This is a genomic window from Allokutzneria oryzae, from assembly GCF_042429765.1.
Taxonomy (GTDB): Bacteria; Actinomycetota; Actinomycetes; order Mycobacteriales; family Pseudonocardiaceae; genus Allokutzneria; species Allokutzneria oryzae.
The window spans coordinates 36,050-61,726 of record NZ_JBHLZU010000015.1 but is presented as its reverse complement, the minus strand read 5'-3'; the positions used below and the strand labels follow the sequence as shown (position 1 = coordinate 61,726).

20 protein-coding genes are annotated in these 25,677 nt (G+C 70.6%); 11 read left to right on the top strand and 9 right to left on the bottom strand.

The window, feature by feature from the left end; genetic code table 11:
* The first annotated feature begins 85 nt into the window (after positions 1–85).
* Positions 86–934 (top strand): class I SAM-dependent methyltransferase, encoded by an 849-nt coding sequence (locus ACFFQA_RS17835; protein WP_377853160.1) that lies wholly within the window; start codon positions 86–88, stop codon positions 932–934.
* Here ACFFQA_RS17835 and ACFFQA_RS17830 read toward each other — a convergent pair.
* The 5 genes from ACFFQA_RS17830 to ACFFQA_RS17810 form a co-directional block, all read right to left on the bottom strand.
* Complete coding sequence (locus ACFFQA_RS17830; RefSeq protein WP_377853158.1) at positions 904–2,721, bottom strand: class I SAM-dependent methyltransferase; 1,818 nt, start codon at positions 2,719–2,721, stop codon at positions 904–906. The genes ACFFQA_RS17835 and ACFFQA_RS17830 overlap by 31 nt on opposite strands.
* A complete protein-coding gene (locus tag ACFFQA_RS17825; protein ID WP_377853156.1) occupies positions 2,718–3,899 on the bottom strand; it encodes a glycosyltransferase in 1,182 nt (393 codons plus the stop codon). The genes ACFFQA_RS17830 and ACFFQA_RS17825 overlap by 4 nt, the downstream gene beginning before the upstream one ends.
* On the bottom strand, positions 3,896–4,666 hold the full coding sequence (locus ACFFQA_RS17820; RefSeq protein WP_377853154.1) for an alpha/beta fold hydrolase: 771 nt from the start codon (positions 4,664–4,666) through the stop codon (positions 3,896–3,898). Before ACFFQA_RS17820 ends, ACFFQA_RS17825 begins: the two co-directional genes overlap by 4 nt.
* A complete protein-coding gene (locus tag ACFFQA_RS17815) occupies positions 4,659–4,979 on the bottom strand; it encodes an acyl carrier protein (RefSeq protein ID WP_377853152.1) in 321 nt (106 codons plus the stop codon). Before ACFFQA_RS17815 ends, ACFFQA_RS17820 begins: the two co-directional genes overlap by 8 nt.
* 281 nt (positions 4,980–5,260) lie before the next feature.
* Entirely contained in the window at positions 5,261–6,019 is a 759-nt protein-coding gene (locus ACFFQA_RS17810) for an IclR family transcriptional regulator (protein ID WP_377853150.1), read from the bottom strand.
* 134 nt (positions 6,020–6,153) lie between these two features.
* On the opposite strand from ACFFQA_RS17810, the gene ACFFQA_RS17805 reads away from it, so the two are divergent.
* Both ACFFQA_RS17805 and dhaL read left to right on the top strand, forming a co-directional pair.
* Positions 6,154–7,161 carry a dihydroxyacetone kinase subunit DhaK gene (locus tag ACFFQA_RS17805; RefSeq protein ID WP_377853148.1) on the top strand — a complete coding sequence of 336 codons (1,008 nt, stop codon included), beginning with the start codon at positions 6,154–6,156 and terminating at the stop codon, positions 7,159–7,161.
* Between the two features lie 14 nt (positions 7,162–7,175).
* Positions 7,176–7,793, top strand: coding sequence for a dihydroxyacetone kinase subunit DhaL (gene dhaL / locus ACFFQA_RS17800; protein ID WP_377853147.1), 618 nt, complete (start codon positions 7,176–7,178; stop codon positions 7,791–7,793).
* A gap of 73 nt (positions 7,794–7,866) precedes the next feature.
* Here the strand turns inward: dhaL and ACFFQA_RS17795 are convergent, their stop codons facing one another.
* Positions 7,867–9,141, bottom strand: coding sequence for an alpha/beta hydrolase family protein (locus ACFFQA_RS17795; RefSeq protein ID WP_377853145.1), 1,275 nt, complete (start codon positions 9,139–9,141; stop codon positions 7,867–7,869).
* A gap of 181 nt (positions 9,142–9,322) precedes the next feature.
* Here ACFFQA_RS17795 and ACFFQA_RS17790 point away from each other — a divergent pair, with 181 nt between their 5' ends.
* The gene (locus ACFFQA_RS17790; protein WP_377853143.1) at positions 9,323–11,350 is read left to right on the top strand and encodes a S9 family peptidase; all 2,028 of its coding nucleotides are present in this window, start codon (positions 9,323–9,325) and stop codon (positions 11,348–11,350) included.
* A 1-nt stretch (position 11,351) separates the two neighbouring features.
* Here the strand turns inward: ACFFQA_RS17790 and ACFFQA_RS17785 are convergent, their stop codons facing one another.
* Positions 11,352–12,524: a cytochrome P450 family protein gene (locus ACFFQA_RS17785; protein ID WP_377853141.1), complete on the bottom strand. Its 1,173-nt coding sequence runs from the start codon at positions 12,522–12,524 to the stop codon at positions 11,352–11,354.
* A gap of 95 nt (positions 12,525–12,619) precedes the next feature.
* Between ACFFQA_RS17785 and ACFFQA_RS17780 the strand changes: the two genes are divergently transcribed.
* On the top strand, positions 12,620–13,720 hold the full coding sequence (locus ACFFQA_RS17780; RefSeq protein WP_377853140.1) for a TetR/AcrR family transcriptional regulator: 1,101 nt from the start codon (positions 12,620–12,622) through the stop codon (positions 13,718–13,720).
* Here ACFFQA_RS17780 and ACFFQA_RS17775 read toward each other — a convergent pair.
* Positions 13,690–14,583, bottom strand: a complete 894-nt coding sequence (locus ACFFQA_RS17775) for a sigma-70 family RNA polymerase sigma factor (RefSeq protein WP_377853138.1) — start codon at positions 14,581–14,583, stop codon at positions 13,690–13,692. The genes ACFFQA_RS17780 and ACFFQA_RS17775 overlap by 31 nt on opposite strands.
* A 570-nt stretch (positions 14,584–15,153) precedes the next feature.
* Between ACFFQA_RS17775 and ACFFQA_RS17770 the strand changes: the two genes are divergently transcribed.
* The 6 genes from ACFFQA_RS17770 to ACFFQA_RS17745 all read left to right on the top strand — a co-directional run bounded on the left by ACFFQA_RS17770 (position 15,154) and on the right by ACFFQA_RS17745 (position 24,707).
* A complete protein-coding gene (locus ACFFQA_RS17770) occupies positions 15,154–16,809 on the top strand; it encodes an AMP-binding protein (protein ID WP_377853137.1) in 1,656 nt (551 codons plus the stop codon).
* Between the two features lie 58 nt (positions 16,810–16,867).
* Complete coding sequence (locus tag ACFFQA_RS17765) at positions 16,868–18,097, top strand: L-tyrosine/L-tryptophan isonitrile synthase family protein (RefSeq protein ID WP_377853135.1); 1,230 nt, start codon at positions 16,868–16,870, stop codon at positions 18,095–18,097.
* Positions 18,094–18,696: an HAD family hydrolase gene (locus tag ACFFQA_RS17760; protein ID WP_377853133.1), complete on the top strand. Its 603-nt coding sequence runs from the start codon at positions 18,094–18,096 to the stop codon at positions 18,694–18,696. The genes ACFFQA_RS17765 and ACFFQA_RS17760 overlap by 4 nt, the downstream gene beginning before the upstream one ends.
* Positions 18,697–18,864: 168 nt before the next feature.
* A complete protein-coding gene (locus ACFFQA_RS17755; RefSeq protein WP_377853131.1) occupies positions 18,865–19,416 on the top strand; it encodes an RNA polymerase sigma factor in 552 nt (183 codons plus the stop codon).
* The gene (locus ACFFQA_RS17750; protein ID WP_377853418.1) at positions 19,347–20,423 is read left to right on the top strand and encodes an RNA polymerase sigma factor; all 1,077 of its coding nucleotides are present in this window, start codon (positions 19,347–19,349) and stop codon (positions 20,421–20,423) included. The genes ACFFQA_RS17755 and ACFFQA_RS17750 overlap by 70 nt, the downstream gene beginning before the upstream one ends.
* Positions 20,424–20,807: 384 nt before the next feature.
* A complete protein-coding gene (locus ACFFQA_RS17745) occupies positions 20,808–24,707 on the top strand; it encodes a Pls/PosA family non-ribosomal peptide synthetase (protein WP_377853129.1) in 3,900 nt (1,299 codons plus the stop codon).
* Here ACFFQA_RS17745 and ACFFQA_RS17740 read toward each other — a convergent pair.
* Positions 24,685–25,578, bottom strand: a complete 894-nt coding sequence (locus tag ACFFQA_RS17740; protein ID WP_377853127.1) for an SGNH/GDSL hydrolase family protein — start codon at positions 25,576–25,578, stop codon at positions 24,685–24,687. The genes ACFFQA_RS17745 and ACFFQA_RS17740 overlap by 23 nt on opposite strands.
* Positions 25,579–25,677 lie beyond the last annotated feature (99 nt).

The following is a 25,677-nucleotide window of genomic DNA, read 5'->3' as shown; positions in this document are numbered from 1 at the left end:
CCACCACGACACGGCAGAATGAACTCGCCGAACACGCCACGTGCGGGCGGCTCGACCGAGGTGAAACGCTGCTATCACTGGACAAATGGAGCGCATCGCGATCGAGCTCGGCGACGTCCAGGAAACACTGCTCAGCACGCTCTACGCGCGGGCGGTGGAGACCCGCAAGAAGCACGGGATCCTGCGCGACCCGAAGGCCGTCGAGATGGTGGAGCGGATCGACTACGACTTCACGAAGTTCGACGGATCGCCGACGCTGGTCGCCTCGGTCATGCGCACGCTGCTCCTGGACGAGTGGGTTCGCGGCTTCCTCTCCTTGCACCCCAAGGGAACCGTGGTCGAGGTGGGTGCCGGGTTGAACACCCGGTTCGAGCGGGTCGACAACGGGCGGACGCACTGGGTGGACCTGGACCTGCCCGACTCGATGAAGCTGCGCGAGCGGTTCTTCACCGAGTCGGACCGGCGGCGGATGGTGGCCGCCTCGGTGCTCGACGACTCGTGGCACGAGGTCGTCCGAGCGTTGCCCGCACCGTACTTCTTCGTCTCCGAAGGGGTTCTGCTCTACCTGGACGAGACCGACGTGCGGAACGCACTCGGGCGAGTCGCACAAGGATTTCCCGGTGCCCGGATCGCTTTCGACACCGCGGGGCGCTGGATGGTCGAGCACCAGGACGACGCGATGTTCAAGAAGCGGGTCGCCGCCACGTACGCCTGGCACTGCGACGATCCCGAAGAGGTGCAGCGGTGGGACGTCGGGCTCCGCCTCACCGAGTCCAGGACGCTGCTCCAGCTCCCCCGTGCGCTCCGGTCCCGCCTTCCCGTGCTGACACGGCTGGCCTTGTCGGGCATCAAGCTGTTCTACGGCAGGAAGGCCCGCGTCTTCCTGGTCAACCTGTTCGAGTCTCAGCCGTCCTTGCGCGCCAACAGGCGGTAGGTGTTGCCGCCCTTGCCGCGCTTGATGAACTGGTGGATCAGCTTGTCCGCGGCGAAGCCGAGCAGGATGAACGGGACGCCCGCGGTCAGCACCGCGATGTAGCGAATGCGGCGCAACAGGGTCGGCTCCCCCTTGCCCCACGGAGTCCTGGGGTCCTTGCCGATGTGGTTGAACGTGATCAGCCCGGCGAGCACCAGGTCGTTGGCCTGGTTGGCCTCGCCGAGATGAACGTCCACAGTGGAGAAACCACGGTCGGCGAGCGCGCGCTCCAGGTTGCGCCACGGAATCATGTGCTGGTGCTGCGGCTGGAACCACGGCATCCACACCGAGCGCAGGAGGCGGCCGTAGCGCGACTCCGGGTTGGGCAGCTCGATCAGCAGGTAGCCGCCCGCGTTGAGCACCTTGGCCGCCGCGTCCAGCTCCTCGAAGGGCTCCCTGGTGTGCTCCAGGTAGTGGTGCATGCTGATCACGTCGTACCGGCCGGCGAGCTCCTTGGTCAGGTCGGGGAACATGCCCCGGTACCCCTGCTCCACCCAGCCCCTGCGGACCGCCACGTCGATGCCGTCGGTCATGTCCAGGCCGTGGAAGGCCGTGTCGGGCCAGGTCTCCTTGGCCTGGTTGCAGAAGTGGCCGTGACCGGAGCCCACGTCGAGCCAGCTGCGCGGCGTCGTGAACGGCCGCAGCATCTCCGCGCGCGCCTTGTAGCCGGCGATGTTGGAGTCGAACGCGGCCTCGCTGAGCCCGCTGCCATAGCCGTCGTAGCAGTCGCGGTAGTAGAACTCCAGCCCGGCAAGGGAAAGCCGCGGGTTCTGGAAGACGTGTCCGCAGTCGCCACAACGGTCGAGGACGAACTTCCCCGGCTTGTTCTGCATCACGTCGAAGCCGCGCACGTGCTCGGAGAGCTCCCCGGAGCCACACCACGGGCACGTGTGCCTGCGGGGCTCGAAGAAGTGTTCGGTGCCCCCTGCCAGGTCCTGCTCGTAGCGGGCCCTCGTCTCGGCGAACTTCGGGTCCACCGGGACCGGCGTGCGCAGCAACGTGTTCAGCGTGCGCGCCCACCGGACGGGTCCGAGCACCAGGCGGAGCAGCGCGTGCCGGTGCAGGTCGGCCGGGCGCAGCGGGCTTCCCGCGAAGATCAGGTACGGCTGGAGGCTGAAGGCGGCGAGCGCGGCAAGGCCCCACCACGGCGACGCGGACACCCCGGCGACCAGGAGCAGATAACCCGCTGCCGGACTGACCAGGTCCTTCCGCAAACCGTAGTGCCTCTTGCGCAGCAGGCGAACCCGCTCGTCGATGTTCTCCGGCAACGCCTGCAAACCGGGTGCGACCGCGTAGTCGGTGCTGGTGCACGCCAACCGCTTCAGCTCCACGGTGAGCTCGGCCAGCTCGGCGCGGGAGAAGCCCTCCGTGCGCTCGACACCCGCGCGTCCGGCGACGTCGTCGTCGACCAGAACGGCGTGCCCCGCTCCGCGCGCGTGGGCGAAGCGGTCGGCCACGTAGTCCTTGCTCATCCCGGCGTGCGCCAGGTCGATCGCCTGGCCGACCGAGAGCTCGCGCGGCACCAGCTCCAGCACCGAAAGACCGTGCTCACGCGTCCACGTGCTCGCTGAGTCCTTTGTGGACTCATCAACCAGCACGCCGTCGGCGGAGAGGATCCGGTGCCGCCCGAAGGCGGGACCGCGTGCGGGCCCGAGCGTCGGCAGCCAGGAGACCAAGCCACGAAGCCGGAAACCGTTGAGCACCAGTACAACAGTCGCGATCAGCGGGAGCGCCTCGAACAGGTTCACAGTAGTTTCTCCACGTGGTCAGCCGCCGTCACGGTTCCACCGGCGTCGGCGAAAGAGCTCTGGATCTGTTCGGCCGCCGCGCGGTACCCCGGCTGGTCGAGCACGGACAGGATCGCCTCGCGCAGCTCCACCGGCCCCACCCGTGCGAAGTGCGCCCGCCGCCCGGCGCCCGCCGCGACGACCTGCTCCGCGATGATCGGCTGGTCGTCCCTGATGGGCGCGACCACCAGCGGCAGCCCGTTGGCCAGCGACTCGCACACCGTGTTGTGACCGCCGTGGCACACGACGGCGGCGCTGCGCTTGAGCAGATCCAGCTGGGGCACGAACTCCCGCACCCGCACGTGGTCGGGACTGTGCCGGATCAGGCCGGGCGCGGCGGCGATCGTGACCTGCAAACGTTGTGCCAGCGGAGCGACCGCTTCCACCACGGTGTTGAGGAAGCGCCCGTTGTTCTCGCGGTCGATCGTGCCCATCGAGACCAGCACATGCTGCTTGCGGGGGTCGAGCCAGTCCCAGTCGTAGTCCTCGCCGACCTCCACCCGCTTGCCCAGCGAGGGCCCCACGAAGACGCACTGGCTGGGCACGGTGGCGTTCGCGCCGACGAAGCTCTCGGTGGTGTAGGCGAGCACGAGGTGCTCGGAGAACCGGAGATCGCCCAGCGCCGCGTCGTCGGGCCGGATGCCTTGCGCCCGTTGGAGTTCTTCGAGCTGTCCGCGCACCCAGTCGCCGAACTTCGGCACCATGGTGAAGGGGTTGGTCAGCTCGGCGGAGGTGGTCGCGGAGGTGATCCACGGCAGCCGGTGCCGCCGCGCGGACAGGGCACCGGCCAGTGCCTGCTGGTCCACGACGAGCAGGTCCGCGCCGAACTGCCGGACGGCGGTCTCGACCCCGGCCATCATCCGGCCCGCCAGCGGGACCAGGAAGTCCTTCCACAGGAACTGGAAGGCCGCCGGGCCCCGCAGGCCCCGTGAGCGCTCGGACATCTCGGCCAGCCAGGCCCCTGAGCCCGGTCCCTCCGGCAGGAACAGGGTCAGCTCCTCCGGCAGCAGCCGCCCGGCGACCTCGGAGTGCCCGACCCAGGCGACCTGGTGCCCGCGCTCGGCCAGCTCCTGCCCCAGCGCCACCGTCGGCAGGACGTGTCCGGCCAGCGGCGGCACCACGAACAGGATCCGGCTCATGACAACCACGTCCTCAGCTGCTCGCGAACCTGGCCGGACGCCTGGGTGAGCATCATGTGCGACTGTCCTTCGAGGACGGTCAGCTCGAAGTGGGGAAGGTGCTTCTGCAACAGGCTCGCGTCGGGGAGCAGGTCGGACTCGCTGCCGTAGAGCGCGTGCACGGGGGCCCGCACGGCGGCGAAGCGCTCCGGGGTGAACGGCTGCTCGGCCGCCATGTCGGCGAGCAGGCTGGTCTCGTGGAACAGACCGAGGAACTGCTTGGTGAGGTTGTCCCACTTGCGGCCGTTGAGGTGGCGCAGCCGGTCGTCGTAGGCCCCGGTCCTGGCGATGGACAGGGTCTCGACGATGCGCTCGCCCCAGCCGTCGCTGGGCACCACCGACTCGATCAGCAGCAGACCGGCCGCCTGCTCGGCGTACTTGGCCGCGTAGGCCAGCGCCAGTAACCCGCCGTAGCTGTTGCCGACCAGGTGCACCGGCCCGCGCACGTCCAGCGCTTCGAGCAGGGCGCGCAGGTCGGTGACGGAGTCGTCGAGCGTGTAGCCGGTCGCGGGACGTTCCGAGCGGCCGTGGCCGCGCTGGTCGTAGCAGATGGTGTGCGCGCCGAGGTCCGCCGTCGTGGTCGCCAGGGTCAGGTACAGGCTGGAGAGGTTGTCGACGACGAGGCCGTGCAGGAACAGCACCGTCGGCAGGGCGTCTCCGGACTCCGGGTCGGAGTTCGACAGGCGTTGCACGTGGAAGACCAGGTTGTTGGCGCGAACCTCAGTCACGGGCCACGCACCCGGCGATGTAGGTGACCAGCTCGCCGACGGTCAGCTCGACGACATCGGCCACCTCCTTCTCGCCGAGGAATGCCGCGAAGTTCACCGTGTTCCCGTAGTGCTCCCGGAGCTTGGCCGACAGCGCCACGAACTCGATGCTCTCCAGTTCGAGGTCCCGGTTGAACGAGGTGTCCATGCCGATGTCGACGCCCAGCGCGTAGTCCTCGCCGATGACCTCGATCAACATGTGGCGCACCGTGGCGAGCACGGCGGGTTCGGCCGCGTAATCGCCGGCGACGTCCGTCAGTTCGGTGGAGCTCATTCATCCTCCTTGACGTCCAGCGCACGAGAAGGACTCCCCGCCGCGCGCAGGGAGAGAGCGACCGGGACCGGGTTTCCCTGCGCCCCGGGCGAACCGTGGTGAATGGGGTCCCGGTTCCGCTCCTCGATCACTACCGTGCGGGAGAACGAATGATCTCGCCCGGCGGCGCTCCGGCTTTCGCGGCAAATCAACCCGTTTGAATGACGACGCAAAGACCTCGCGCGGGTGTCCGATTTCCGCCCTTCCCCGAGCGGACGCGAGGGAGATTCGCCAAACGCCGGTCAGGCGGCCGGGCCAGGCCAGCCGGGCGCGCCGAGCTCGCGGGAGATCGTCCGCGCGGTGTCGCGGACCGCCGAGCGCACGGAGGCGGGCGGCGGCCACTCCGGCATCGGCACGACCACGCCGATCGCCCCGGCCAGCGCCCCCGAGGCGTCGAAGATCGGCGCGGCGGCCCCGCACTCGCCGAGCACCGCCTCCTCCTGCTCGACGGCGTAGGCGTCCTCGCGCACGCGTTCGAGGTGCTCGGCGAGCTCGTCGGGGTCGGTGACGGTCTCCGCGGTCATGCTGCGCAGCGGCCCGTCGCCCAGCAGCGCGCGGGCCCGCCCCGGCAGGTAGGCCAGTGCGGCCTTGCCGAGCGCGCAGGCGTGCGCGGGGATGACGATGCCGACCTCGGGCATCTGCCGTGAGCCGTCCGGGCGGGGCGAGTGGTGCACGACGAGCACCTCGTCGAGCATCAGCACGCCGGTGCGGACGGCGAGACCGGTCCGGGCCGCCAGCTCGTCGGACCAGGCGGCGGCGTGCGAGCGCAGCTCCAGCGTGTGCAGGTAGACGGTGCCGAGCTTGAGCACCGCGGGGCCGAGGCGGTACTGCGCCGACGCGCGGTCCTGCACCACCATGCCGTGCGCGACCAGGGTCTTGACGATGCCGTGCACGGTCGACGGTGGGAGCTCCAGGCGCGCGGAGAGCTCGGAAAGGCTGATCCGGCGGGCCCCGTGCAGAACGCCGAGAACGCGGATGGCGCGATCGACGGACTGGATCACCACGCCCTCCCGCAGCCCCGGTGGCCAGAGGAGAGGACTTTACAACACCGCGCGCCGGGGCTACGGTCCCTGCATCATTTCGACATTGTCGAAATGATTTCCAAACCTCGCGAATGCCCAACGACGGGAGTGCGATGAGCGCGCGGCAGTTCGTCAACGATCCGGACGAGTTCGTTTCCCAGGCGCTGCAAGGACTTCAGCTCGCGCATCCGCACCTGGTCCAGGTCAGCGCGGACCCGGCCCTGGTGCTGCGCACGCCGAAGGACGGCGACCAGCCCAAGGTCGCCCTGGTCTCCGGCGGCGGCTCCGGGCACGAACCGCTGCACACCGGCTTCGTCGGCCTTGGCATGCTCGACGCCGCCGTGCCGGGCGCGGTCTTCGCCAGCCCGACCGCCTACCAGGTCCGCGCGGGCATCAAGGCCGCCGACCGGGGCCGCGGCGTCCTGCTGATCGTGAAGAACTACACCGGCGACGTGCTCAACTTCTCCATCGCGGCGGAGCTGGCCGCCGAGGAGGGCATCGAGGTCGAGATCGTCCTCGTCGACGACGACCTGGCCACCGACGGCGGCGACGACGGCGGCCCCGGTCGCCGTGGCACCGCCGCCGTGGTCGCGGTGGAGAAGATCTGCGGGGCGGCCGCCGAACGCGGGGCCTCGCTCGCGGAACTGGCCGAGCTGGGCAGGCGCGTGGTCGCCGGATCGCGCACGATGGCGCTCGCGCTCCAGGCGTGCACCCACCCCGGCCGGCAGCGGCCGTCCTTCGACCTGGCCGATGACGAGGTGGAGTTCGGCGTCGGCATCCACGGCGAGCACGGCATCGGCAGGCGCCCGTTCGGCCCGGCGAGCGAGCTGGTCCCCGCGCTGGCGCAGCCGGTCGTCGACGCGCTCGGCCTCGCGCGCGGCGACTCGGTGATCGCTCTGGTCAACGGGCTCGGCTCCACCCACGCGCTTGAGCTTTCCGTTGTGCACCAGGAACTTTCCACGTTCCTCGACGGCATCGGAGTTCGCGTCGAGCGCGCGCTCGTCGGCTCGTACGTGACCGCGCTGGACATGCGTGGCTGCTCGATCACGCTGGTGCGCTGCGACGCCACGTTGCTCGACCTGTGGAACGCGCCGGTCCGCACCCCCGCACTCGCCTGGTGACAAGGAGCCCCGAGATGACCACCCTCACGACCGAACACGCGCGCGCCTGGGCAGACCGCTTCGTCGCAGTCGGCAAGGACCGCGACTCCGAGCTGACCGAGCTCGACCGCAAGGCGGGCGACGGCGACTACGGCACCAACCTGCGCTCCGCGCTGCGCCGCGTCGCCGCCAACCTCGAAGCGGGCCCGGCCGACTCACCCCACGCGGTGTTCCTCGCGATCTCGGAAGCCTTCCTCAACACCGGCGGCACCAGCGGCCCGCTGTTCGGCATGTGGTTCCGCGAGTTCGCCAAGGCGGCGAAGGACAAGCCGGTCACGGCGACGGTGCTCGGCGAGGCGGCGACCAACGCGGTGGCCGTGGTGCAGCGGCTCGGCAAGGCGGAGGTCGGCCACAAGACGATGGTGGACGCCATGGCTCCGGCCGCCGAGGCCCTCACCGCCGCCGCGGCGAGGGGTGCGGACGTCGCCGGAGCGCTCGCCGAGGCGGCCAAGGCGGCGCACATCGGCGCGGCCTCGACGGAGAAGCTGCTCGCGAAGCGCGGCCGCGCCAGCTACGTCGGCGAACACGCCCGCGGCGTCATCGACCCCGGCGCGCTCACCGTCGCCTACTTCTTCGACGCCGCCTCCCACTGACCCCTTTCGGCCATTCGCGGGCTTATGGACCTGTTCGGAGTCCCGGAACGGTCCATAAGCCCGCGAATGGCAGTCAAGGGATGAAGGTGATGTCGGGGTGGAGGGGGGACGGGCCGGTGAACAGGCCCGTGTCGCGGTTTCGCAGGTGGAGGTCGAAGAACCCCGCCACGTAGGCCCGCTGCGCCGCGACGGAGCGGTTGGCATCGATGGTGCCGACCAGTCGCTTGACCACTTCTTCGGGGATGTTGAGCGGCGTGGCCAGCTGTCGGAGGACCACCTGGTAGTCCGTGTACCCGACGTGGCCGCTGTGCCCGAGGAGCAGGTCGCGCTTCCAGCCTCGCTGGTTGGCCCAGAACTGCGGCCAGGAGCGGTCGCGCTGGTCGAGGTGGGTGTGGCGGACCAGCTTGCCGGTCACCGGGTCGACCGCCTCCGAGCCCATCAGCAGGAAGGGGCGGTCGAGGCCGCGCTTGGCCACCTCTCCCGGCAGGTAGGGCTGGCCCATCAGTTCGCCGAACCCGTAGGCCATCGAGCCGTCGAGGTTGACGCCCGCGGCGATGCGGCGGTCGTGGACCATCGCCTCACCGCCGGTGAAGCCGCCGTAGGAGTGGCCGAAGACGCCGAGCCTGCGGAGGTCGAGCGCGCTGCCGAGGCCGCTCGGCAGTGGGTGGGACTCCGCGTCGGGGTTGGCACCCGCGGCCAGTCGCGTGAGGCTGTCCAGCACGAAGCGGGTGTCGGCGACCCGGACGTCGAGCGCCTTTTTCATCTGCTCCGGCACGATCTCCAGGTGCACGGGAACTTCGACCCGACCGCCGGGGAACTCGACGTTCGTCTCGTAGGTGTGGTCCATCGTGACCACGACGTAGCCACGGCTCGCCAGGTCTTCGACGATCGCGGTCTGCGCTGAGCGCGGAAACCCCAGGCCCGGCGTGTACAGCACGACCTGCCGCCTGCCGTGCGCGGCGGGAGCGCCGAGGCGCGCGTGCGTGCGCACCGCCGTCCAGTCGACGGAACCCTTCGGGATTCCGAGGGCCGCACCGAACTCGTCCTGCACTGCGGCGAGGCCGGGAGTGATCCACGGAGCGCGCGGGAAGCGGTGGTCGTCTCGTGCGGGGTACCAGACGCTGACCATCAGCTCGCGCCTGCGCTCCGGCTTCCACGGGTCGGCACGACCGGCGTCGACCAGGTGCAGGTCGGTGACGCCCACGTGCTGCCGCCCGGTCGGCGCCGGGAGCTGGAAGGTGGCTTTGGCCCGTGGCACCGCCGGCGCGGCCGGGGTGAACGCCAGAACCGCTGCCAGCGCCATCCCCACGGTGGCGAGGACACGAGGTCGCCTTCGGAAGCTGAGCACCAGATCTCCTTGCCCGTCGGGAAAACCTGGCCCCATCGTGGCCGCACCCCACCTCCACCCGTAGACCTCATTCGAACATCAACATTGCCCCTCGGCCATTCGCGGGCTTATGGACCTGTTCGGAGCCCTTGGGCGGTCCATAAGCCCGCGAATGGCCGTAAGGGAGTGATAGGAAGGCTGGGTGACCCCTGACGCCAACCAATCCGCCTTCGACGACCTCGACGCCTTTGTCGGACTGCCCAGGATCGAGGGGCTGCGGCTCGCGCCGGACGGCCGCAGACTCGTCGTCGGAGTCGCCCTGCCGGATCCGGAGAAAGCCCGCTACACCAAGGCTTTGTGGGAGGTCGACCCCGCCGGGCAGCGCCCCGCCCGGCGGTTGACGCGCAGCGCCCAAGGCGAGTCCGCTGTCGCCTTCACCCCCGACGGTGACCTGCTGTTCGTCTCCTCGCGGCCGCGGCAAGGCGGGGACGACGACCAGCCCGGACCGGCGCTGTGGTCGCTTCCCGCGAGCGGGGGCGACGCACGCGTGGTGGCGAGCCCGGCCGGCGGGGTGCGCGGAGTCGTGGTGAGCCGGTCGGGAACGGTCGTGCTCGGCTCGAACCTGATGCCTTCGGCCCGCGGCTTCGCCGAGGACGAGGAGATTCGCGCTGCCCGCAGGAAGTCCGGGGTCTCGGTGATCCTGCACGAGGAGAACCCGATCCGGTACTGGGACCACGACCTCGGCCCGGACCGCACCCGCCTGCTCGCCACCCAGATCACCGAGGACGCGGCGGAGCTCCGGGACGTCACCGGGCACGTCGGCAGGGCGCTGTGGGACTACAGCTCCTGGGACATCTCGCCGGACGGCGGCACCGTGGTCGCCTCGTGGGCGGTCGCCGAGTCCGGCGGGTCGCAGCGCCAGACGCTGGTGGCGATCGACGTGGCGACCGGTGAACGGCGCACCCTCGCGGACGACCCGACTGTCCAGTACGGCGCGCCCCGAGTGTCCCCCGACGGCTCCCAGGTGGCGTTCGAGGTCAGCGAGCGGTCCACGCCCCAGGCACCGGGTGACTGCTGGATCGCCGTCGTGCCGCTCGCGGGCGGCCCCGTGCGGCACCTGACGAAGGACTGGGACCGGTGGCCGCACCTCGCCTGCTGGACGCCGGACGGTTCCGCGCTGCTCGCCGTGGCGGCGGACAACGGCCGCGCTCCGCTGTGGCGCATCGACGTCGCCACCGGGGAGCACACCCGGCTCACCCCGGGTGACGGCGCGTACTCCGACGTCCAGGTCTCCCCCGACGGCCGTTGGGTCTACGCGCTGCGCTCGGCCGTGGACAGCCCGCCCGCGCCGGTGCGGCTCGCCATGGACGGCAGCTCCGGAGTGGAGCCGCTGCTCGGGCCGGCCGAGGCGCTCGGCGTCACCCTCCCGTTGCCGGGGCGGCTTGAGGAGATCACCACCACTGGCGAGGACGGCACGCCGGTGCGCGCGTGGATCGCGTTACCGGACAACGCGAGCGCGGACGCTCCCGCTCCCCTCGTGCTGTCGATCCACGGCGGCCCGGTGATGTCGGTCAACTCGTGGTCGTGGCGCGCGAACCCGTGGGTCTACGTCGCCAAGGGCTACGCCGTCCTGCTGCCCGACTTCGCGCTGTCCATCGGTTACGGCCTCGACTTCGTCAAGCGCGGCTGGGGCCAGTGGGGCGGCGCGCCGTACACCGACCTGATGGCGATCACCGACGCGGCGCAGGAGCGGCCCGACGTCGACTCCTCGCGCGCCGCGGCGATCGGCGCCTCCTTCGGCGGCTACATGGCGAACTGGGTCGCGGGGCACACCACCAGGTTCTCCGCGATCGTCAGCCACGCCTCGGTCTGGATGCTGGACACCACCGCGGACGTCGAGTACGAGTTCCGCAGGGAGATGACGCCGGAGTCCATCGACGCCAACTCCCCGCACCACTTCGTCGACGCGATCACCACGCCGATGCTGCTGATCCACGGCGACAAGGACTACCGGGTTCCGATCGGTGAGGCACTGCGGCTGTGGTGGGACCTCGCGGCCCGGTTGAAGGCCGAGGACGGGTCGGGGCCGCACAAGTTCCTCTACTTCCCCGACGAGAACCACTGGATCCTGACGCCGACCCACTCGAAGATCTGGTACTCCACGGTGCTCGCGTTCTTCGACCACCACGTGCTCGGCGAGGAGTGGCGGCGGCCGGAGCTGCTGGGCTGAGTCACAGGGTCACGGGCAGCGCGCCCAGCCGCCACGTCCCGGGGTCGGGCGCGCGCCGTGGCTCCCCAACCGCTGCGAGCGCGGGAAAACGGCTCAACAAAGCCGAAATCGCCACTTCGGTCTGCACTCGCGCGAGCGCGGCACCGAGGCAGAAGTGCGGCCCGTGGCCGAACCCGAGGTTGCCAGCCGTTCCCTGGGCTCGGTGGAGGTCGAGCCGGTCCGGGTCGGCGAACACTCGCGGGTCGCGGTTGGCGGCCGCGACCGCGACGGTCACGGGTTCTCCCTTGTGCACCAACACATCGTGCAGCTCGATGTCCTCCTGCGCGTAGCGCGGGGCAACCAGCAGCGTCGGGCCGCACCACCGCATCAGCTCCTCGACGGCACGGGGCATCAGGCCCGGGTCCGCGCGCAGCGCCGCGAGCTGGTCGGGGTGCGCGAGCAGGGCTTCGACCGCGTTGGCGATGAGGTTCGCCGGTGTCTGCCCGGCGAGAACCAGGTGCCAGACCAGCGTGACGAGTTCGGTTTCGCTGAGCCGGTCGCCATCGGAGTCGCGGACGCCGACGACGTCGGCCAGCAGGTCGTCACCGGGTTCCGCGCGGCTGCGCGCGACAGCCGCTTCCGCTCCGGCCACGATCGCGGGCACCGCACGCACGAAGCCCTCGCGGTCGCCCATCGCGACAGCGGCGCCGTGCTCGCGCCAGGCGGGCCGGTCGGCCTCGGCGATGCCGACCAGCTCGCAGATGACCTCCATCGGCAGTGGCCTGGCGAAGTCTCGCAGCAGGTCCGCCTCGTCCTGGAGTCCGTCGAGCAGCCGGTTGACGATCTGCGCGATCCGGGCGTGGAAGTCCTTGGCACGGCGTGCGGTGAAGGCGGGTGAGACCAGCCTCCGCTGCCGCGTGTGCTCCGGACCGTCCATCTCGGACATCGTCCGCAGGTAGGCGAGGCAGTGCTCCGGGATGCCGGGCGGCCGCAGGAAGCTGCCGGAGTTGAGCTCGAACGCGGGATCGCTGAGCAGCGCCCTGGCGTCCTCGTACCGGGTGACCGCCCACATCGGACCGAGACCGGGTGCGAGCAGCCGCGCCACCGGACCACGTTCACGCGCTCGGCCGTACGCGGCGAACGGGTCGCCGAGCACGTCAGCGCTGGTCAGGTCGATCTCGGGAACGGAGGACACGGGCAGCCCCTCTCAGATGTCCATGACAGATGTTCTTAACATCTGAGTGTTGACGGTATCTTGACCGCACACCGAGGGCAACGACGAGGAGTGCGATGACCCGGCTCAGCAGGGCACAGACGCAGGAGCGCAACCGCGCCAAGGTGCTCGCGGCGGCCAGGGCGGAGTTCGCCGAGCGCGGCTTCCGCGACGCGAAGATCGACAGCATCGCCGAGCGCGCCGGGTTCACCAGGGGCGCGGTCTACTCGAACTTCCCCGGCAAACGCGCGCTCTACTTCGCTGTGCTCGCCGACCTCGCTGAGAACGCGCCCGCGCCACGGCACGCCGAGCCGGGCCGCACCGCACGGGAGGCGCTCGGCGCGCTCGCCCGCGCGTGGGTCGCCCGGCTCCCGCTCGCCGACATCGGGGAACGGGACGGCTCGGCCAGGTTGGGCATGGACCTGATGCCCGAGATCGCCACCGAGGTCCGGACCCGCCTGCCGTTCGCGCAGCTGATGCGGCTGAACGCGATCCTGCTCGGGCTGGCCCTTGAGCGGATGGAGCCGCCGGGAACGCCGGACGGCCGGATGGTCCGGGTGGCGGAGGCGACGCTGACGACGCTGCACGGCGCAAGCCAGATGGCCGCGGCCGCACCGGGCTTCGTGGAGCCGTTCAACGTGGTCAAGGCGTGCGAGCGGCTGGCGGAGCTGGACCTCGGCGACCGCTGGCCGACGCCGCCGATCATCCCGCAGGCGCGCCGGGTCGACGAGCCGTGGTCACCACCGGTCGCGACCGACGCGCTGCGCGGTGAGCCCGCTCGGCTGGCCGGCGACGGCGCGGTCGCGGTCCTCGGGCTGCACCGGCTCTCCGCGGCGGAAGAGGCGGTGCGGGCCGCGCGCCCCGGCGACACCATCACGGTCGTCGTGGTGACCGGCGACCCGGCCGAGCTGACACCGTTGGCCCGGCTCACCCTCGCCGACTTCTGGCACTGCCTGCGGCAGGCGTTCCCCCACTCGGCCTGGCCAGGGCTGCACGTGGTCTTCGACTCCGCGGGCTCCCTTGCCGCCGCCGCGGGTGTACCCGCGGTGAGCGACGGGACCGAGGTGGCCGTGCGGATCGACAACGGCCGGATCGTTGCGCGGGCCGAGGGCTACGGCGCGTGCCACGCGGCCACCTCGGTGGAGCATCAGCCGTCGAGGAGCACCGGCTCCAGCTGACGGACGTGCTCCGGGTCGGCGATGATCTCGATCGCGACGACCCTGCCGTTCTCCACGGCGATGTCGAAGACCACGCGCGGCTTGCCTCCGGGAGCCCACACCGCGCCGATGACGCCGCCCACCAGCGCGGGCTCGGCCGCCTGGGCACGGCCGACGAAGGCATCGGCCACCGCGGCCGCACCACGCAGCTCGCTCGCCAGCAGCGGAGCGCCGTGCGCCGTCGCCTTGGTGGCAGCGGCGACAGCCACCTCGTCGGCGCGCAGCACCACGTCGGGGTCGAGCACGGCGAGCAGTGCGGAGAAGTCGCCGCCCCGCGAGGCGGCGAGGAAGGCGTCGACGACCAGGCGCTGCTTGGCCCGGTCGGCCTCGGCACCGGGGGACGCCCCGCGCACCCGCCTGCGCGCACGGCTGGCCAGCTGCCTGGCTGCGGCCGGGGTCTTGCCGACGATCTCGGCGATCTCGTCGAACGGCACGGCGAACAGGTCGTGCAGCACGAACGCCAGCCGCTCGGCCGGGGCCAGCGCGTCCAGCACGACCAGCAGCGCGAGCCCGACCGAGTCGGCCTGGACCACCCGCTGCTCCGGATCGACCCGGTCGACCTGCTCCGGAACGTGCGCGTCCAGCGGCTCCTCGCGCCGCGACGAGCGCGAGCGCAGCATGTCCAGGCACACCCTGCCGACCACCGTGGTCAGCCAGCCGCCGAGGTTGTGCACGTCGCTGGTGTCGGCGCGGTTGAGCCGCAGCCACGCCTCCTGCACCGCGTCGTCGGCCTCGCTCACCGATCCGAGCATCCGGTACGCCACCGCGCGCAGGTGGCCCCGGTTCTCCTCGAACCGCGCCGCCAGCCAGTCGTTGTCGTTCACCCGTCACATCCTTCGTTCCCGGCCCTTGCCACGCTGACGAACGAAACCCGGTTGTTGTGACAGCACGCACTCACCAGCCGAGCGGGAACACCGCGCGGAACTTCGGCGACAAGCGAATACAGGAATTGCGGCCGGAATGACATTTCGACGCACGAGCCTTCACCTTCGATCACCCCCTCGACTTTCAGCCTGCGAGCAGGAAGAAAGTTCCCAACCGCCTCAGAGCGTTCAGGCATCCACCCCAACGGACACTTCGGCCCCCTTCGAACTCCGATATCGACCCACCACGGCGCGGTCCACCCACAGCCGACATCAACACAGGCCAGAGGCATAGATCCGACCGAAGTGAGATCTATTCGCGAGCCATGGTCACCCCCGTGGACGCGATGCGGATGGTCCACTCAGAGAGATCCCAGGAAATCCGCACCGTTGCCGAAACCGACATCAGAATCAGATGGCGACAGTCGAGCGCGCGTCGGGCATTCCAACCGAGAACGAAATGCGATGTGGCCGTGCTCATAGTGCCGAAACACGTTCGACCGGCGGGCGACCGTGGCTACTGTGCAAGACATGCTCCCTGGAAGTGCGCCCGTTTGGGGCAGTCCGCGGCGTGCGCTGAACATGTTCACCGGAACCAACGTGTGGCACCTGGTCCAGCTCAGAGCGGCCGAGCACCCGGACCGCCCGGTGATCACCTGGCACCCCTTCGCCGCAGAAGGGGAGACGATCACCTACGGCGGCCTCGAAAGGCGTGCGGCCGCGGTCGCCGCCGGGATGAGCGGGCGGGGCATCCGCGCGGGCGACCGCGTGCTCATCCACCTGGACAACTGCCCGGAGTTCCTGGTCAGCTGGTTCGCCTGCGCCGCGATCGGCGCCGTCGCGGTCACGACCAACACCAGGTCGACCGCCACCGAGCTGCGGTACTTCGCCGAGCACTCCGGCGCGGTCGCCGCGATCACCCAGCCACGCCTGGCCGCGCTGGTCGGTGCGGCCGCGCCTGGCCTGCGGTGGATCGCGGTCACCGGCCACGACGCCGGGGTACCCGCGACACCGCCGACGCGGGCCGACAGCTTCGCCGCGCTGGCCGCTGATCCCAACGACCTCGTCGCCGCGCCGCCCGACCCGCTGGCGCTGATGAGCGTGCAGTACACCTCAGGGACCACCGGGCGCCCCAAGGGAGTGCGGTGGACGCACGCCAACGCCCTGTGGGCGGCCAGGGTGAACTCCCTGCACCACGGCCTCCGTTCGGAGGACTGCCACCTGGTCTACCAACCGCTTTTCCACGCCAACGCGCTCGGCGGGGCGACCCTGCCGAGCATCTGGGTCGGCGGCCGGATCGTCCTCACGCCGAAGTGGTCGACGAGCCGGTTCTGGGACATCTCGCTCCGCGAGGGCTGCACGTGGTTGTTGTTGATGGGCCTGTCGATCAGGGCCATCGAGGGAATGGACACGCCCGACAGGCACAGCTACCGGCGGTTCGGGTTCGGCTTCTCCGACGCGCCGTGGGACCGGCGGTTCGGCGTGAAGACCGTTGGCGGCTGGGGCATGACGGAGACGGTGGCGCACGCCATCGCGGGTGACCCGTACCTGCCGAACCGCCCGCTGGCCATCGGCAGGCCCGCTCCGGAGTACGGCATCGCCGTCGTGCGCGAGGACGGCTCGCCGGTGCAGCCGGAGGAGACCGGCCACCTCCTGGTCCTCGGCACTCGCGGTCTGTCGCTGTTCGACGGCTACTTCGACGACGAACAGGCCACTGTGGACAGTTTTGACGAGCACGGCTGGTTCCGCACCGGCGACCTCGTCCGGCCGCACGCGGACGGGCACATCTCCTTCGTCGACAGGGCGAAGGACGTGTTGCGGGTCGGAGCCGAGAACGTGGCCGCGTCCGAGGTCGAACAGGTGCTGCTGCGGGACAGCTCGGTGCTGGAGGCCGCCGTGGTCGGCAGGGCGGACGCCAAGCTGGACGAGGTCCCGGTGGCCTTCGTCCGCACTGACGGTCCGGTCCCCGACCTCGCGGCACGGCTGATCGAGCGGTGCTCGGCGGCGTTGGCGGACTTCAAGGTGCCGCGCGCGGTGTACCCGGTGCGGGAGCTGCCGCGGTCGACGATGAGCAAGATCAACAAGGTGGCGCTGCGCGCGGTGGCGGACCCGCACGCCGACCGGGCCGCCGCCGAGGCCGGCTGGCTGGCGGCGGCGAGCACCGACCCGTCGGGAGACCTGGGCTAGGCCCCCCGGCGTTCCAAGGCGAAAGGACTGGCGAGAGTTGTCGGCGATTGTGCTCGACGTGCCCGTGAACCGTGCTGTCGCGAACCTGCTCGACGACACCGGGCGGATTCGGTTCAACCCCCGGTCGGTCATGGTGAGCCCCAAGGCCACCGCGCCGTTGTTCCCGCCGCTGTCGGGGGCGGACTTCCCCGCGCGCGGCCAGTGGGGGCGGTCGGAGGAGATCGACTACTCGGCGCTCGCGGAGCAGGTGACCTCGGACGCGGACAACTTCCTTCGCAGCTGCTGGGGACGCCTTCAGGCGGTCGCCGACCCGGCGCGGCGGATCTTCGAGATCATGGCCGCCGCGCGCTACCGCGCGGGCAGCGTCGAGGGCACGGCGTTCATGGACAACTGGGAGCTGTGGCGCGACCGGCTCACCGCGGCCGTCCGGGAGGACACGCCGATCTCGATCGTCCTGCCGTCTTTTCCTTTCAAGGCACCGAACCCGCTCAAGGTGCGGCGGCACCTGCCGGACATGGCCGAGCTGCTGTGCCTGGCGAGGCTGTTCGAGATCACCAAGGCGATCCAGGCCGTGCACCCGGCGGGCGCGGTGGTGCACATCCTGTCCGAGGGCCGGATCTACGCGCCGTTGTTCGAGGTCAGCGCGCACGAAGCGCAGGTGTACCGCACGGAGGTCGACCGGATGATCGCCTCGCTCGGCGCGGACGGGGCGGTGCGGACGGTGGACATCCTCGACGACGTGGTCGCTCCGGAGCAGGAGGACTTCGACGCGGTGCGCGAGGCGCTGGAACCCGAGCTGCGCCAGTGGTGGCGGGACAACGCCGACGACGCGCACCGCAGGTACCTCGTGCGGAACTTCATCGCCAGCGTGCACACCGGGAACGAGACCGCGCAGCTGCTCGCCAGCGTGCTCAACACCGCGCTGACCAACGAGTCGATCACCAACGCCGGTCACGAGCTCGAACAGGTGCGACACAGGATCGAGCAGCGCGCCGACGAAGCCGCCTTCACCTACACGTTGTTGCTGTGCACGCTGAAGCTCACCGACGTGATGGGCAAGTACGACCCGAACGCGATCAGGGCAACGGTGCACCCGAAACCGGGCCAGTGGGGAATCCACCTGGTCAACAAGAAGACCAGCATCTACCCGTGGCACGGTGTCGCCGTCCGCAAGCCGAGCGGCGCCTGGCGGATCCGCACCGAGCTCGACGCGATCCGCAGCGGCGCGCTCCCCGTCCGTTCGGGCGCGTACGCGATGCCGTTCTTCTACGAGGAACTCCTGACATGACCCGGCTCGTCGCCTTCGATCTCGACGGCACGCTCACCCGAGGGCGCACCTGTCTGGAAACCGCAGCCGAGGCGTTCGGTTTCGCCGACCGGATGCCGGGCTGGCAGCGCTCGCGCACCGAGCGGGAGATCGCCGCCGCGCGGGTCGAGGCGTGGCACCACCTTCGGGGGCGGAACCTCACGCCGCTCAGCGAGATCCCGCTCGCCCCTGGCGCCGCCGAGGGGATCGCGGCGCTGCGGGCGGCGGGCATCCGCACCGTGATCGTCTCCCTGGCCTTCGCCGCCCACGCCGAGTACTTCGCGAGACAGCTCGGGGTGGACGCGGTCATCGCGACCGAACCCGACCGCGACCGGCACGTCTTCTCCTCGACCAAACCCACGCTGCTGCTGGAGCACGCGCGCTCGCTCGGCATCCCGCTGGAGCGGATCGCGGCCGTCGGCGACAGCCCCGGCGACGTGCCCATGCTGCGGGCGTGCGCCGCCTCCTGCTACGTCGGCGCCGACGTTCCCGAGGGCTTCCTGCCGTCCCGGCACCTGCCCGGCGCGGCCATCGACGAGGTGGCCCGCGTCATCTGCGAAGAACTTTTCCAGGAGCGGTAAAGCGATCTCAGGGCCACGGCGTCTGAATGGGTGAGGGCAGGCCGGAAGGCGGCCACCCCGAGCCGTGGTGGGGAGCTCGTGATGATCCTCAGGAATAGCTCCGGTGGCGATCCCGTTCCTTCCGGTGGCCTCTGTTGTGGGAGGGCAGTCGCACGGAGGGGGTCGCGCATGCTGAGTCCCGGTACCAGCAACCTCGGCGCCGGGGAGCCACCTGACTGGGCACGCGTGGAGCCGTTGTACACGGCGCACCGGCCGGCCGCCCGTGCCGCCGCGGTGTCGATACTCGGCCCCGCGCACGACGTCGAGGACATCATCCAGGAAGCGACCGTCAAGGCGGCGCAAAGGATTCACACGCTGCGCGACGCCGCTCGGGCCCGCAGCTGGTACCTGGCGATCGTGAGCAAGCAGGCGCTGGACCGGTGGCGTCAGCGGGCACGGCACCACCGGCGCGTCGTGGGGTCCTCCCTCGACCAGCTGGCCGAGGAGCTGGAGACGGGCCGCAACACCGTCCGGGTGCTCCCGGTCGAGGACTACCCGGACCTGCGGCTGGCCTTCGAGTTCATCGACACCCTGCCCGGCAAGCAGCGGGCCGCCTACCTGTTGCGCCACTACTTCGGGCTGGACCGCGAGGCCATCGCCGAGGTGCTCGGCTGCGGCACGGCGACGGTCTCGGTGCACCTGTTCCGCGCACAGGCCAAAGCAGACAAGGAGTTCCGGTGACAGCGGCGGCGAAGGACGAGTTCGACTGGGACGACGAGGAGAACGGGGCGCAGGAGTCCGAGGCGCTGCGGCAGGCGCGCAAGGACGCCGAGCTCACCGCCTCCGCCGACTCGGTCCGGGCCTACCTCAAGCAGATCGGCAAGGTCGCCCTGCTCAACGCCGAGCAGGAGGTGGACCTCGCCAAGCGCATCGAGGTCGGCCTCTACGCGGCGGAGAAGCTCGAAGGCGACACCGAGCTCACCGACCAGCTGCGGCGGGACCTCCGCAGGCTCGTCCGCGACGGTGAGCGGGCCAAGAACCACCTGCTGGAGGCCAACCTCCGCCTGGTGGTCTCGCTGGCCAAGCGCTTCACGGGTCGCGGCATGCTGTTCCTGGACCTGATCCAGGAGGGCAACCTCGGCCTGATCCGCGCGGTGGAGAAGTTCGACTACACCAAGGGTTTCAAGTTCTCCACGTACGCGACGTGGTGGATCCGCCAGGCGATCACCCGCGCCATGGCCGACCAGGCCCGCACCATCCGCATCCCGGTGCACATGGTCGAGGTCATCAACAAGCTCAACCGCATCCAACGCGAGTTCATCCAGGAGCAAGGCCGAACTCCGACTCCGGAGGAGCTGGCCAAGGAGATGGACGTCACTCCGGGGAAGGTCCTGGAGATCCAGCAGTACGCCCGCGAGCCGATCTCGCTGGACCAGACCATCGGCGACGAGAACGACTCGCAGCTCGGCGACTTCATCGAGGACACCGAGGCGGCGGTGGCGATCGACGAGGTGTCCTTCGGGATGTTGCAGGACGAGCTGCGCTCGGTGCTGGGGACGCTGTCCGAGCGCGAGGCGGGTGTGGTGCGGCTGCGCTTCGGCCTCACCGACGGCCAGCCCCGGACGCTGGACGAGATCGGGCAGGTCTACGGCGTGACCCGCGAGCGCATCCGCCAGATCGAGTCCAAGACCATGTCCAAGCTCCGCCACCCCTCCCGCTCCCAAGTCCTCCGCGACTACCTCGACTAACCCCTCCCCCTCCCCTCCCCTCCCCTCCCCCCACCCCAACCCGGCCATTCGCGGGCTTATGGACCTGTTCGGAGCTCCAGAACGGTCCATAAGCCCGCGAATGGCGTTTGAGGGGGTGGGGGGGGTGTTCCGTGCCATCCGAAAAGGCCGTGAACTGGCCGCGGCGTGAACGCGCTGGTGGCGTCGCGGGTCGCACCCGGTTGGCGTAAGCGTGTTCAGAGTCTTCTCTCGCAACTCACACATTCCTTTAACACTCCACTGGTCGACTCGATCACGAGGGGATCAACAACGGCACCCGGAGTCGCGGGCGGGCAACGCTCGCTTCTTTGGCGTGCCCGATTTCCGCACAACCCGGTGACATCAACGGCACAAAGGCATACGCACATGACCAGTGGACTGGCCGCTCAGCTGGGCCCTGCCCGAGAAGGCACTCAGCTGGGCAGGGCGATCTACCCGGCGGCGACCGCCCCCGAACCGCGCACCCTCGTCGAGATCTTCCGAGCCACGGTCGCCGACCATCCCGGCGCACCCGCCCTTGACGACGGCGGGGCCGTGCTGACCTACGAGGCGTTGTCCTGGCAGGTGGAGAAGCTCTGCGCGGCGTGGCGGGCCGAGGGGGTCGGCCTCGGAGACCGGGTGGGAATTCGCATTCCCTCCGGAACGGCCGAACTCTATGTGAGCATTCTCGCCGCTTTGTCCATCGGAGCCGCTTATGTCCCTATTGACTTCGATGATCCGGCAGAACGCGCGGAAACGCTGTGGGCGGAGGCGGGCGTGTGCGCGGTCGCCGGTCCGTCCGGCGAACTCCGCATGCTGCGAAAAGGAGCTCGTCGGCGACCGATCAGGCCACCAGCTCCCGATAATGATGCTTGGATCATCTTCACCTCGGGTTCCACCGGAAAGCCCAAGGGCGTCGCGGTGACCCACCGCAGCGCGGCGGCCTTCGTGGACGCGGAGGCAGGGCTCTTCGTCCCCGACGAGCCGCTGGGGCCGGGCGACCGCGTGCTCGCCGGGCTCTCCGTCGGCTTCGACGCCTCCTGCGAGGAGATGTGGCTGGCCTGGCGGCACGGGGCCTGCTTGGTGCCCGCGCCACGGGAGCTGGTCCGGGCGGGCGCCGAGCTGGGCCCGTGGCTGGTCGAGCGGGAGATCACCGTGGTCTCCACGGTGCCCACCCTCGCCGGGTTGTGGCCCGCCGACGTCCTGAGCGGCGTGCGGCTGGTGATCCTCGGCGGTGAGGCGACGAGCCAGGAGCTGGCCGCGAAGCTCGACGTGCCGGGCCGGGAGGTCTGGAACACCTACGGCCCCACCGAGGCCACCGTCGTCGCCAGCGGCGCGCGGGTGCGCGCGGACCTCCCGGTCCGGATCGGCTTCCCGTTGGCGGGCTGGGAGCTCGCCGTCGTCGGCGCCGACGGCGAACCCGTCGCATGGGGCGAGACCGGCGAGCTGGTCATCGGCGGCGTCGGTCTGGCCCGCTACCTCGATCCGGCCAAGGACGCGGAGAAGTTCGCCCCGCTGCCGTCGCTCGGCTGGGAACGGGCGTACCGCAGCGGTGACGTCGTGCGGGCCGACCCGGAAGGGCTGGTCTTCGTCGGCCGCGCAGACGACCAGGTGAAGATCGGTGGCCGCCGGGTGGAGCTGGGCGAGGTGGACGCGGCGCTCGCCGCGCTGCCCGGGGTCTCCGCGGCGGCGACGGTGGTGCGCAGGACGGAGACCGGCACCAAGCTGCTGGTCGGCTATCTCGTGCTCGACGATCCTGAGTCCACTTTGGACAAGGAGCGGGCCCGCGCGCAGCTGGCAGAGCACCTTCCCGCCGCGCTCGTGCCGCTGCTCGCCGTTCTGCCCACCATGCCGGTCCGGGCCTCCGGCAAGGTCGATCGCGACGCGCTGCCCTGGCCGCTCGAACAGACGACCACCGCCGACTGGGACGGCACGGCCGCGATCGTCGCGGAGTGCTGGACGGCCGTGCTGGGCCAGGCCCCTGCCGAGGACTCGGACTTCTTCGGCTCCGGCGGCGGCAGCCTCGCGGCGGCGCACATGGTCTCGCGCCTGCGGGCGAGCTTCCCGCAGGCGTCGGTCGCGGACATCTACCAGCACCCGACGGTACGAGGGCTCGCAGAGAAGCTGGACGCGCGCCCGAGGGCCGAGGAGGCGGACGAGCCGACGGGCGTCGAGCCGGGTTCGTTCGCGCTCTTCGGCTTGGCGCAGTCGTTGTTCGCGATGCTCGTGTTCGCCTTCTCCGGCCTGCGCCTGCTGCTGGTCGTCGTCACCTTCAACGAGCTGAGCGCGCTGCTCGGCGTTCCCGGCATCAGCTCGACAATGCCTTGGTACCTGGTCGTTTCCGCCTGGTTGGTGCTGTTCACATCGCCGGGGCGGGTGGTGCTCGCCTCGACGGGAGCCCGGTTGTTCACCGCGGGCATCCGCCCGGGGAACCACCGCAGGGCGGGGTGGACGCACTTCCGGCTGTGGGCGGCGGAGCGGTGGGTGACCGCCGTCGGCATCGCCTCCTCGACGGGAACGACGTGGGCACGCCACTACGCACGCGCACTGGGCTGCCGTGTGGGACGGCACGTCGATCTGCACGCGCTTCCCCCGGTCACCGGCCTCGCGACCTTCGGTGACCGCGCGGCCGTCGAACCGGACAGCGACCTGGCGGGCTGGTGGCTGGACAGCAAGTGCGTCCGGGTCGGCAGGGTTGAAGTCGGTGCGGGAAGCCGGATCGGCGCGCACTCGACGTTGATGGACGGCGCTGTCGTCGGTGACAACGCCGAGGTGCTCTCGGGCAGCGCGGTTCGCGGCACCGTGCCCGCGGGCCGGACGTGGGGCGGCGCCCCGGCTCGTGATCTCGGCGAGAGCGGCGGCGACTGGCCGAGCACCGCGGCGCGAAGGTCGTTGGTGTGGCGGGCGATCTACGGGTTCACTCCCCTGCTGACCAGTCCCCTGGCCCTGCTCGCCGCGTTGCCGGGCGCGTTCCTGCTGGGGTCGCTGCTCGCCAATCCGATGAGCACCGCCACGATGCTCGTCACGGCGGCGTGGGCGGTCCCGCTCGCGACGCTGGGGTCGCTCGGTGTCTACGCCGTGTCGACCGTTCTGGTGGTACGGCTGCTGAACCTCGCTCTGAAGCCCGGCGTCCACCGCGTGGACAGCCTCGCGGGCTGGAGCGCCTGGCTGGTGCAACGGATGACGACCGGGGCACGGGGCACGCTTTTCGCCTTGTACGCCGGGCTGCTCACGTCGACGTGGCTGCGCCTGCTCGGGGCCAGGATCGGCCGCGGGACCGAGGTCTCCACGGTCACCGGGCTGCCGAGCATGATGTCGGTCGGCTCGGGGAGCTTCCTCGCCGACGACACGAACCTGGCGCCGTACGAACTGCGCGAGGGCTGGTTGCTGATCGGCCGGGCGCGGGTGGGCGACCGCGCGTTCATCGGCAACTCCGCCGAGGTCGGCCACAGCCGCTCGGTGCCGGACGGGTCGCTGATCGGGGTGCTCTCCAGCGCGCCGACCGAGATGATCGCGGACTCGTCCTGGCTCGGCAGGCCCGCGATGTTGTTGCCGCGCAAGGTGGAGACGGTCTCCAGCACCCGGACCTACGACCCGCCGCGCCGCCTCGTCCTGGCGAGGATGCTGATCGAGACCTGCCGGCTCGTTCCGGTGATGGTGAGCTACGGCCTCGCGGTGCTCATCACGGCCTCGCTCAGCGTCCTCGTCACGACCGAGGGCGTGGTCACCGCCGCGCTCACCGCCTGCTGGCTGCTGCCGTCGGTCGCGCTGGCCGCGATCCTCATCGCCACCGCCGCGAAGTGGCTCCTCGTTGGCAGGCACATCGCACGCGAACGTCCACTGTGGAGTTCGTTCGTGTGGCGCAACGAGCTCTCCGCGGTGTTCTTCGAGGAGCTGGTGACCAGGTGGTCGGGAACGGCCCTCATCGGCACACCGCTGTTCTCCATGGTGCTGCGCGGAATGGGCGCGAAGATCGGGCGCGGTGTGCACTGTGAGACGCGGTGGCTGCCCGAACCCGACCTGGTCACCCTGGGCGACGGTGCGGTGGTCAACCGTGGCTGCGTGGTGCAGACCCACCTGTTCCACGATCGGATCATGCGACTCGGTCCCATCCACATCGGACGCAACGCCACGATCGCGCCGCGTTCGGTGGTGCTGTTCGACTCCGCCATCGGGTCCGGCGGCAGCGTCGGCGCGAACTCCTTGGTGATGCGCGGGGAGACCCTGCCGGACGACACCGGCTGGGAAGGAAACCCCGTCGCGGCTAAGGCGTCGATCGCCGCGTAGCCCGGACAACGCCGGGGGTGCTGGCCGCCGCGGCAATGGCATTGCCGAACGCGGCCATCCCCTCGGCGTTGGGGTGCAACGGAGCTGCCGCGTGCGCGGGGACCAGACCTTCGAGGTAGCGGTCCTCCGGCGCGGCGCAGATGTCATGGCCGACCGTCACCGCGGCGAAGTCGACGAACCGCGCGCCGCGTGCGGTCGCCTGTTCCTTCGCCCTCAAGCTGATCCTGTCCATCACGCCCTGGAGGTAGTTGGCGTCCCGCGCCCACACCGGCTGCTCGGGGAAACAACCGTTGGGGCGCACGTAGGTTCCGTATCCGGTCACCAGGATCTTGGCGTTGGGCGCTCGCCGACGGATCTCGTCCAGCGCTGCACCGAACTTCGGCGCCCAGGCGTCCACGGTTCCGGCGAGCACGTCGTTCCCGCCTGCTGTGAGCCGATCGGCGCACGACGTCCCGATCGGTTCCGGCAGCAGGTTGACGCAGGACAGCGCGTGCGTGAAGAGACCGGAGTCGTTGGCCCCGATCGTCACCGAGACCAGGCCGGTGCCGCTCGTGAGGGCGTCGAACTGCGGCGGCAGAATGCCGAGTCTGCGGCTGGCGAGGTCGTTCGTGGTCGCGCCGGAGCAGGTCACGTCGGTCAGCCGAGCACCGAGCACCTTCGCCGCGACCGCCGGGTAGTTCCGGTCGGAGCGCAGGCACAGCAGGTTGACGTCCTGGTTCGGGATCAGCGGCCCAGCCGCGGCGGAGTCGCCCAGCGCCACGTACTCAAGCGGTTCCCCCGCCTGGACGGGCAGCGCGGTCGCGGTCATCGCGACGAGTGCGACGAGTCCAGCCCCGAACCGCCAGCGCAGCCGCATTCCTACCTCCAGCACCGATGTCGTTCCGCGTGATCACGCGTCATCACATGGTGCGGGCCGGAAACACGAGCTGCCGTGGGAATGACGCCGGACTACCCGGCCGGTGGTCGGATC

Coding starts and splice junctions, on each gene's coding strand:
- ACFFQA_RS17835 (WP_377853160.1), top strand. CDS start 86: ATGGAGCGCATCGCGATCGAGCTCGGCGACGTCCAGGAAACACTGCTC.
- ACFFQA_RS17825 (WP_377853156.1), bottom strand. CDS start 3,899: ATGAGCCGGATCCTGTTCGTGGTGCCGCCGCTGGCCGGACACGTCCTG.
- ACFFQA_RS17815 (WP_377853152.1), bottom strand. CDS start 4,979: ATGAGCTCCACCGAACTGACGGACGTCGCCGGCGATTACGCGGCCGAA.
- ACFFQA_RS17805 (WP_377853148.1), top strand. CDS start 6,154: ATGAGCGCGCGGCAGTTCGTCAACGATCCGGACGAGTTCGTTTCCCAG.
- dhaL (WP_377853147.1), top strand. CDS start 7,176: ATGACCACCCTCACGACCGAACACGCGCGCGCCTGGGCAGACCGCTTC.
- ACFFQA_RS17780 (WP_377853140.1), top strand. CDS start 12,620: ATGACCCGGCTCAGCAGGGCACAGACGCAGGAGCGCAACCGCGCCAAG.
- ACFFQA_RS17770 (WP_377853137.1), top strand. CDS start 15,154: ATGCTCCCTGGAAGTGCGCCCGTTTGGGGCAGTCCGCGGCGTGCGCTG.
- ACFFQA_RS17760 (WP_377853133.1), top strand. CDS start 18,094: ATGACCCGGCTCGTCGCCTTCGATCTCGACGGCACGCTCACCCGAGGG.
- ACFFQA_RS17755 (WP_377853131.1), top strand. CDS start 18,865: ATGCTGAGTCCCGGTACCAGCAACCTCGGCGCCGGGGAGCCACCTGAC.
- ACFFQA_RS17745 (WP_377853129.1), top strand. CDS start 20,808: ATGACCAGTGGACTGGCCGCTCAGCTGGGCCCTGCCCGAGAAGGCACT.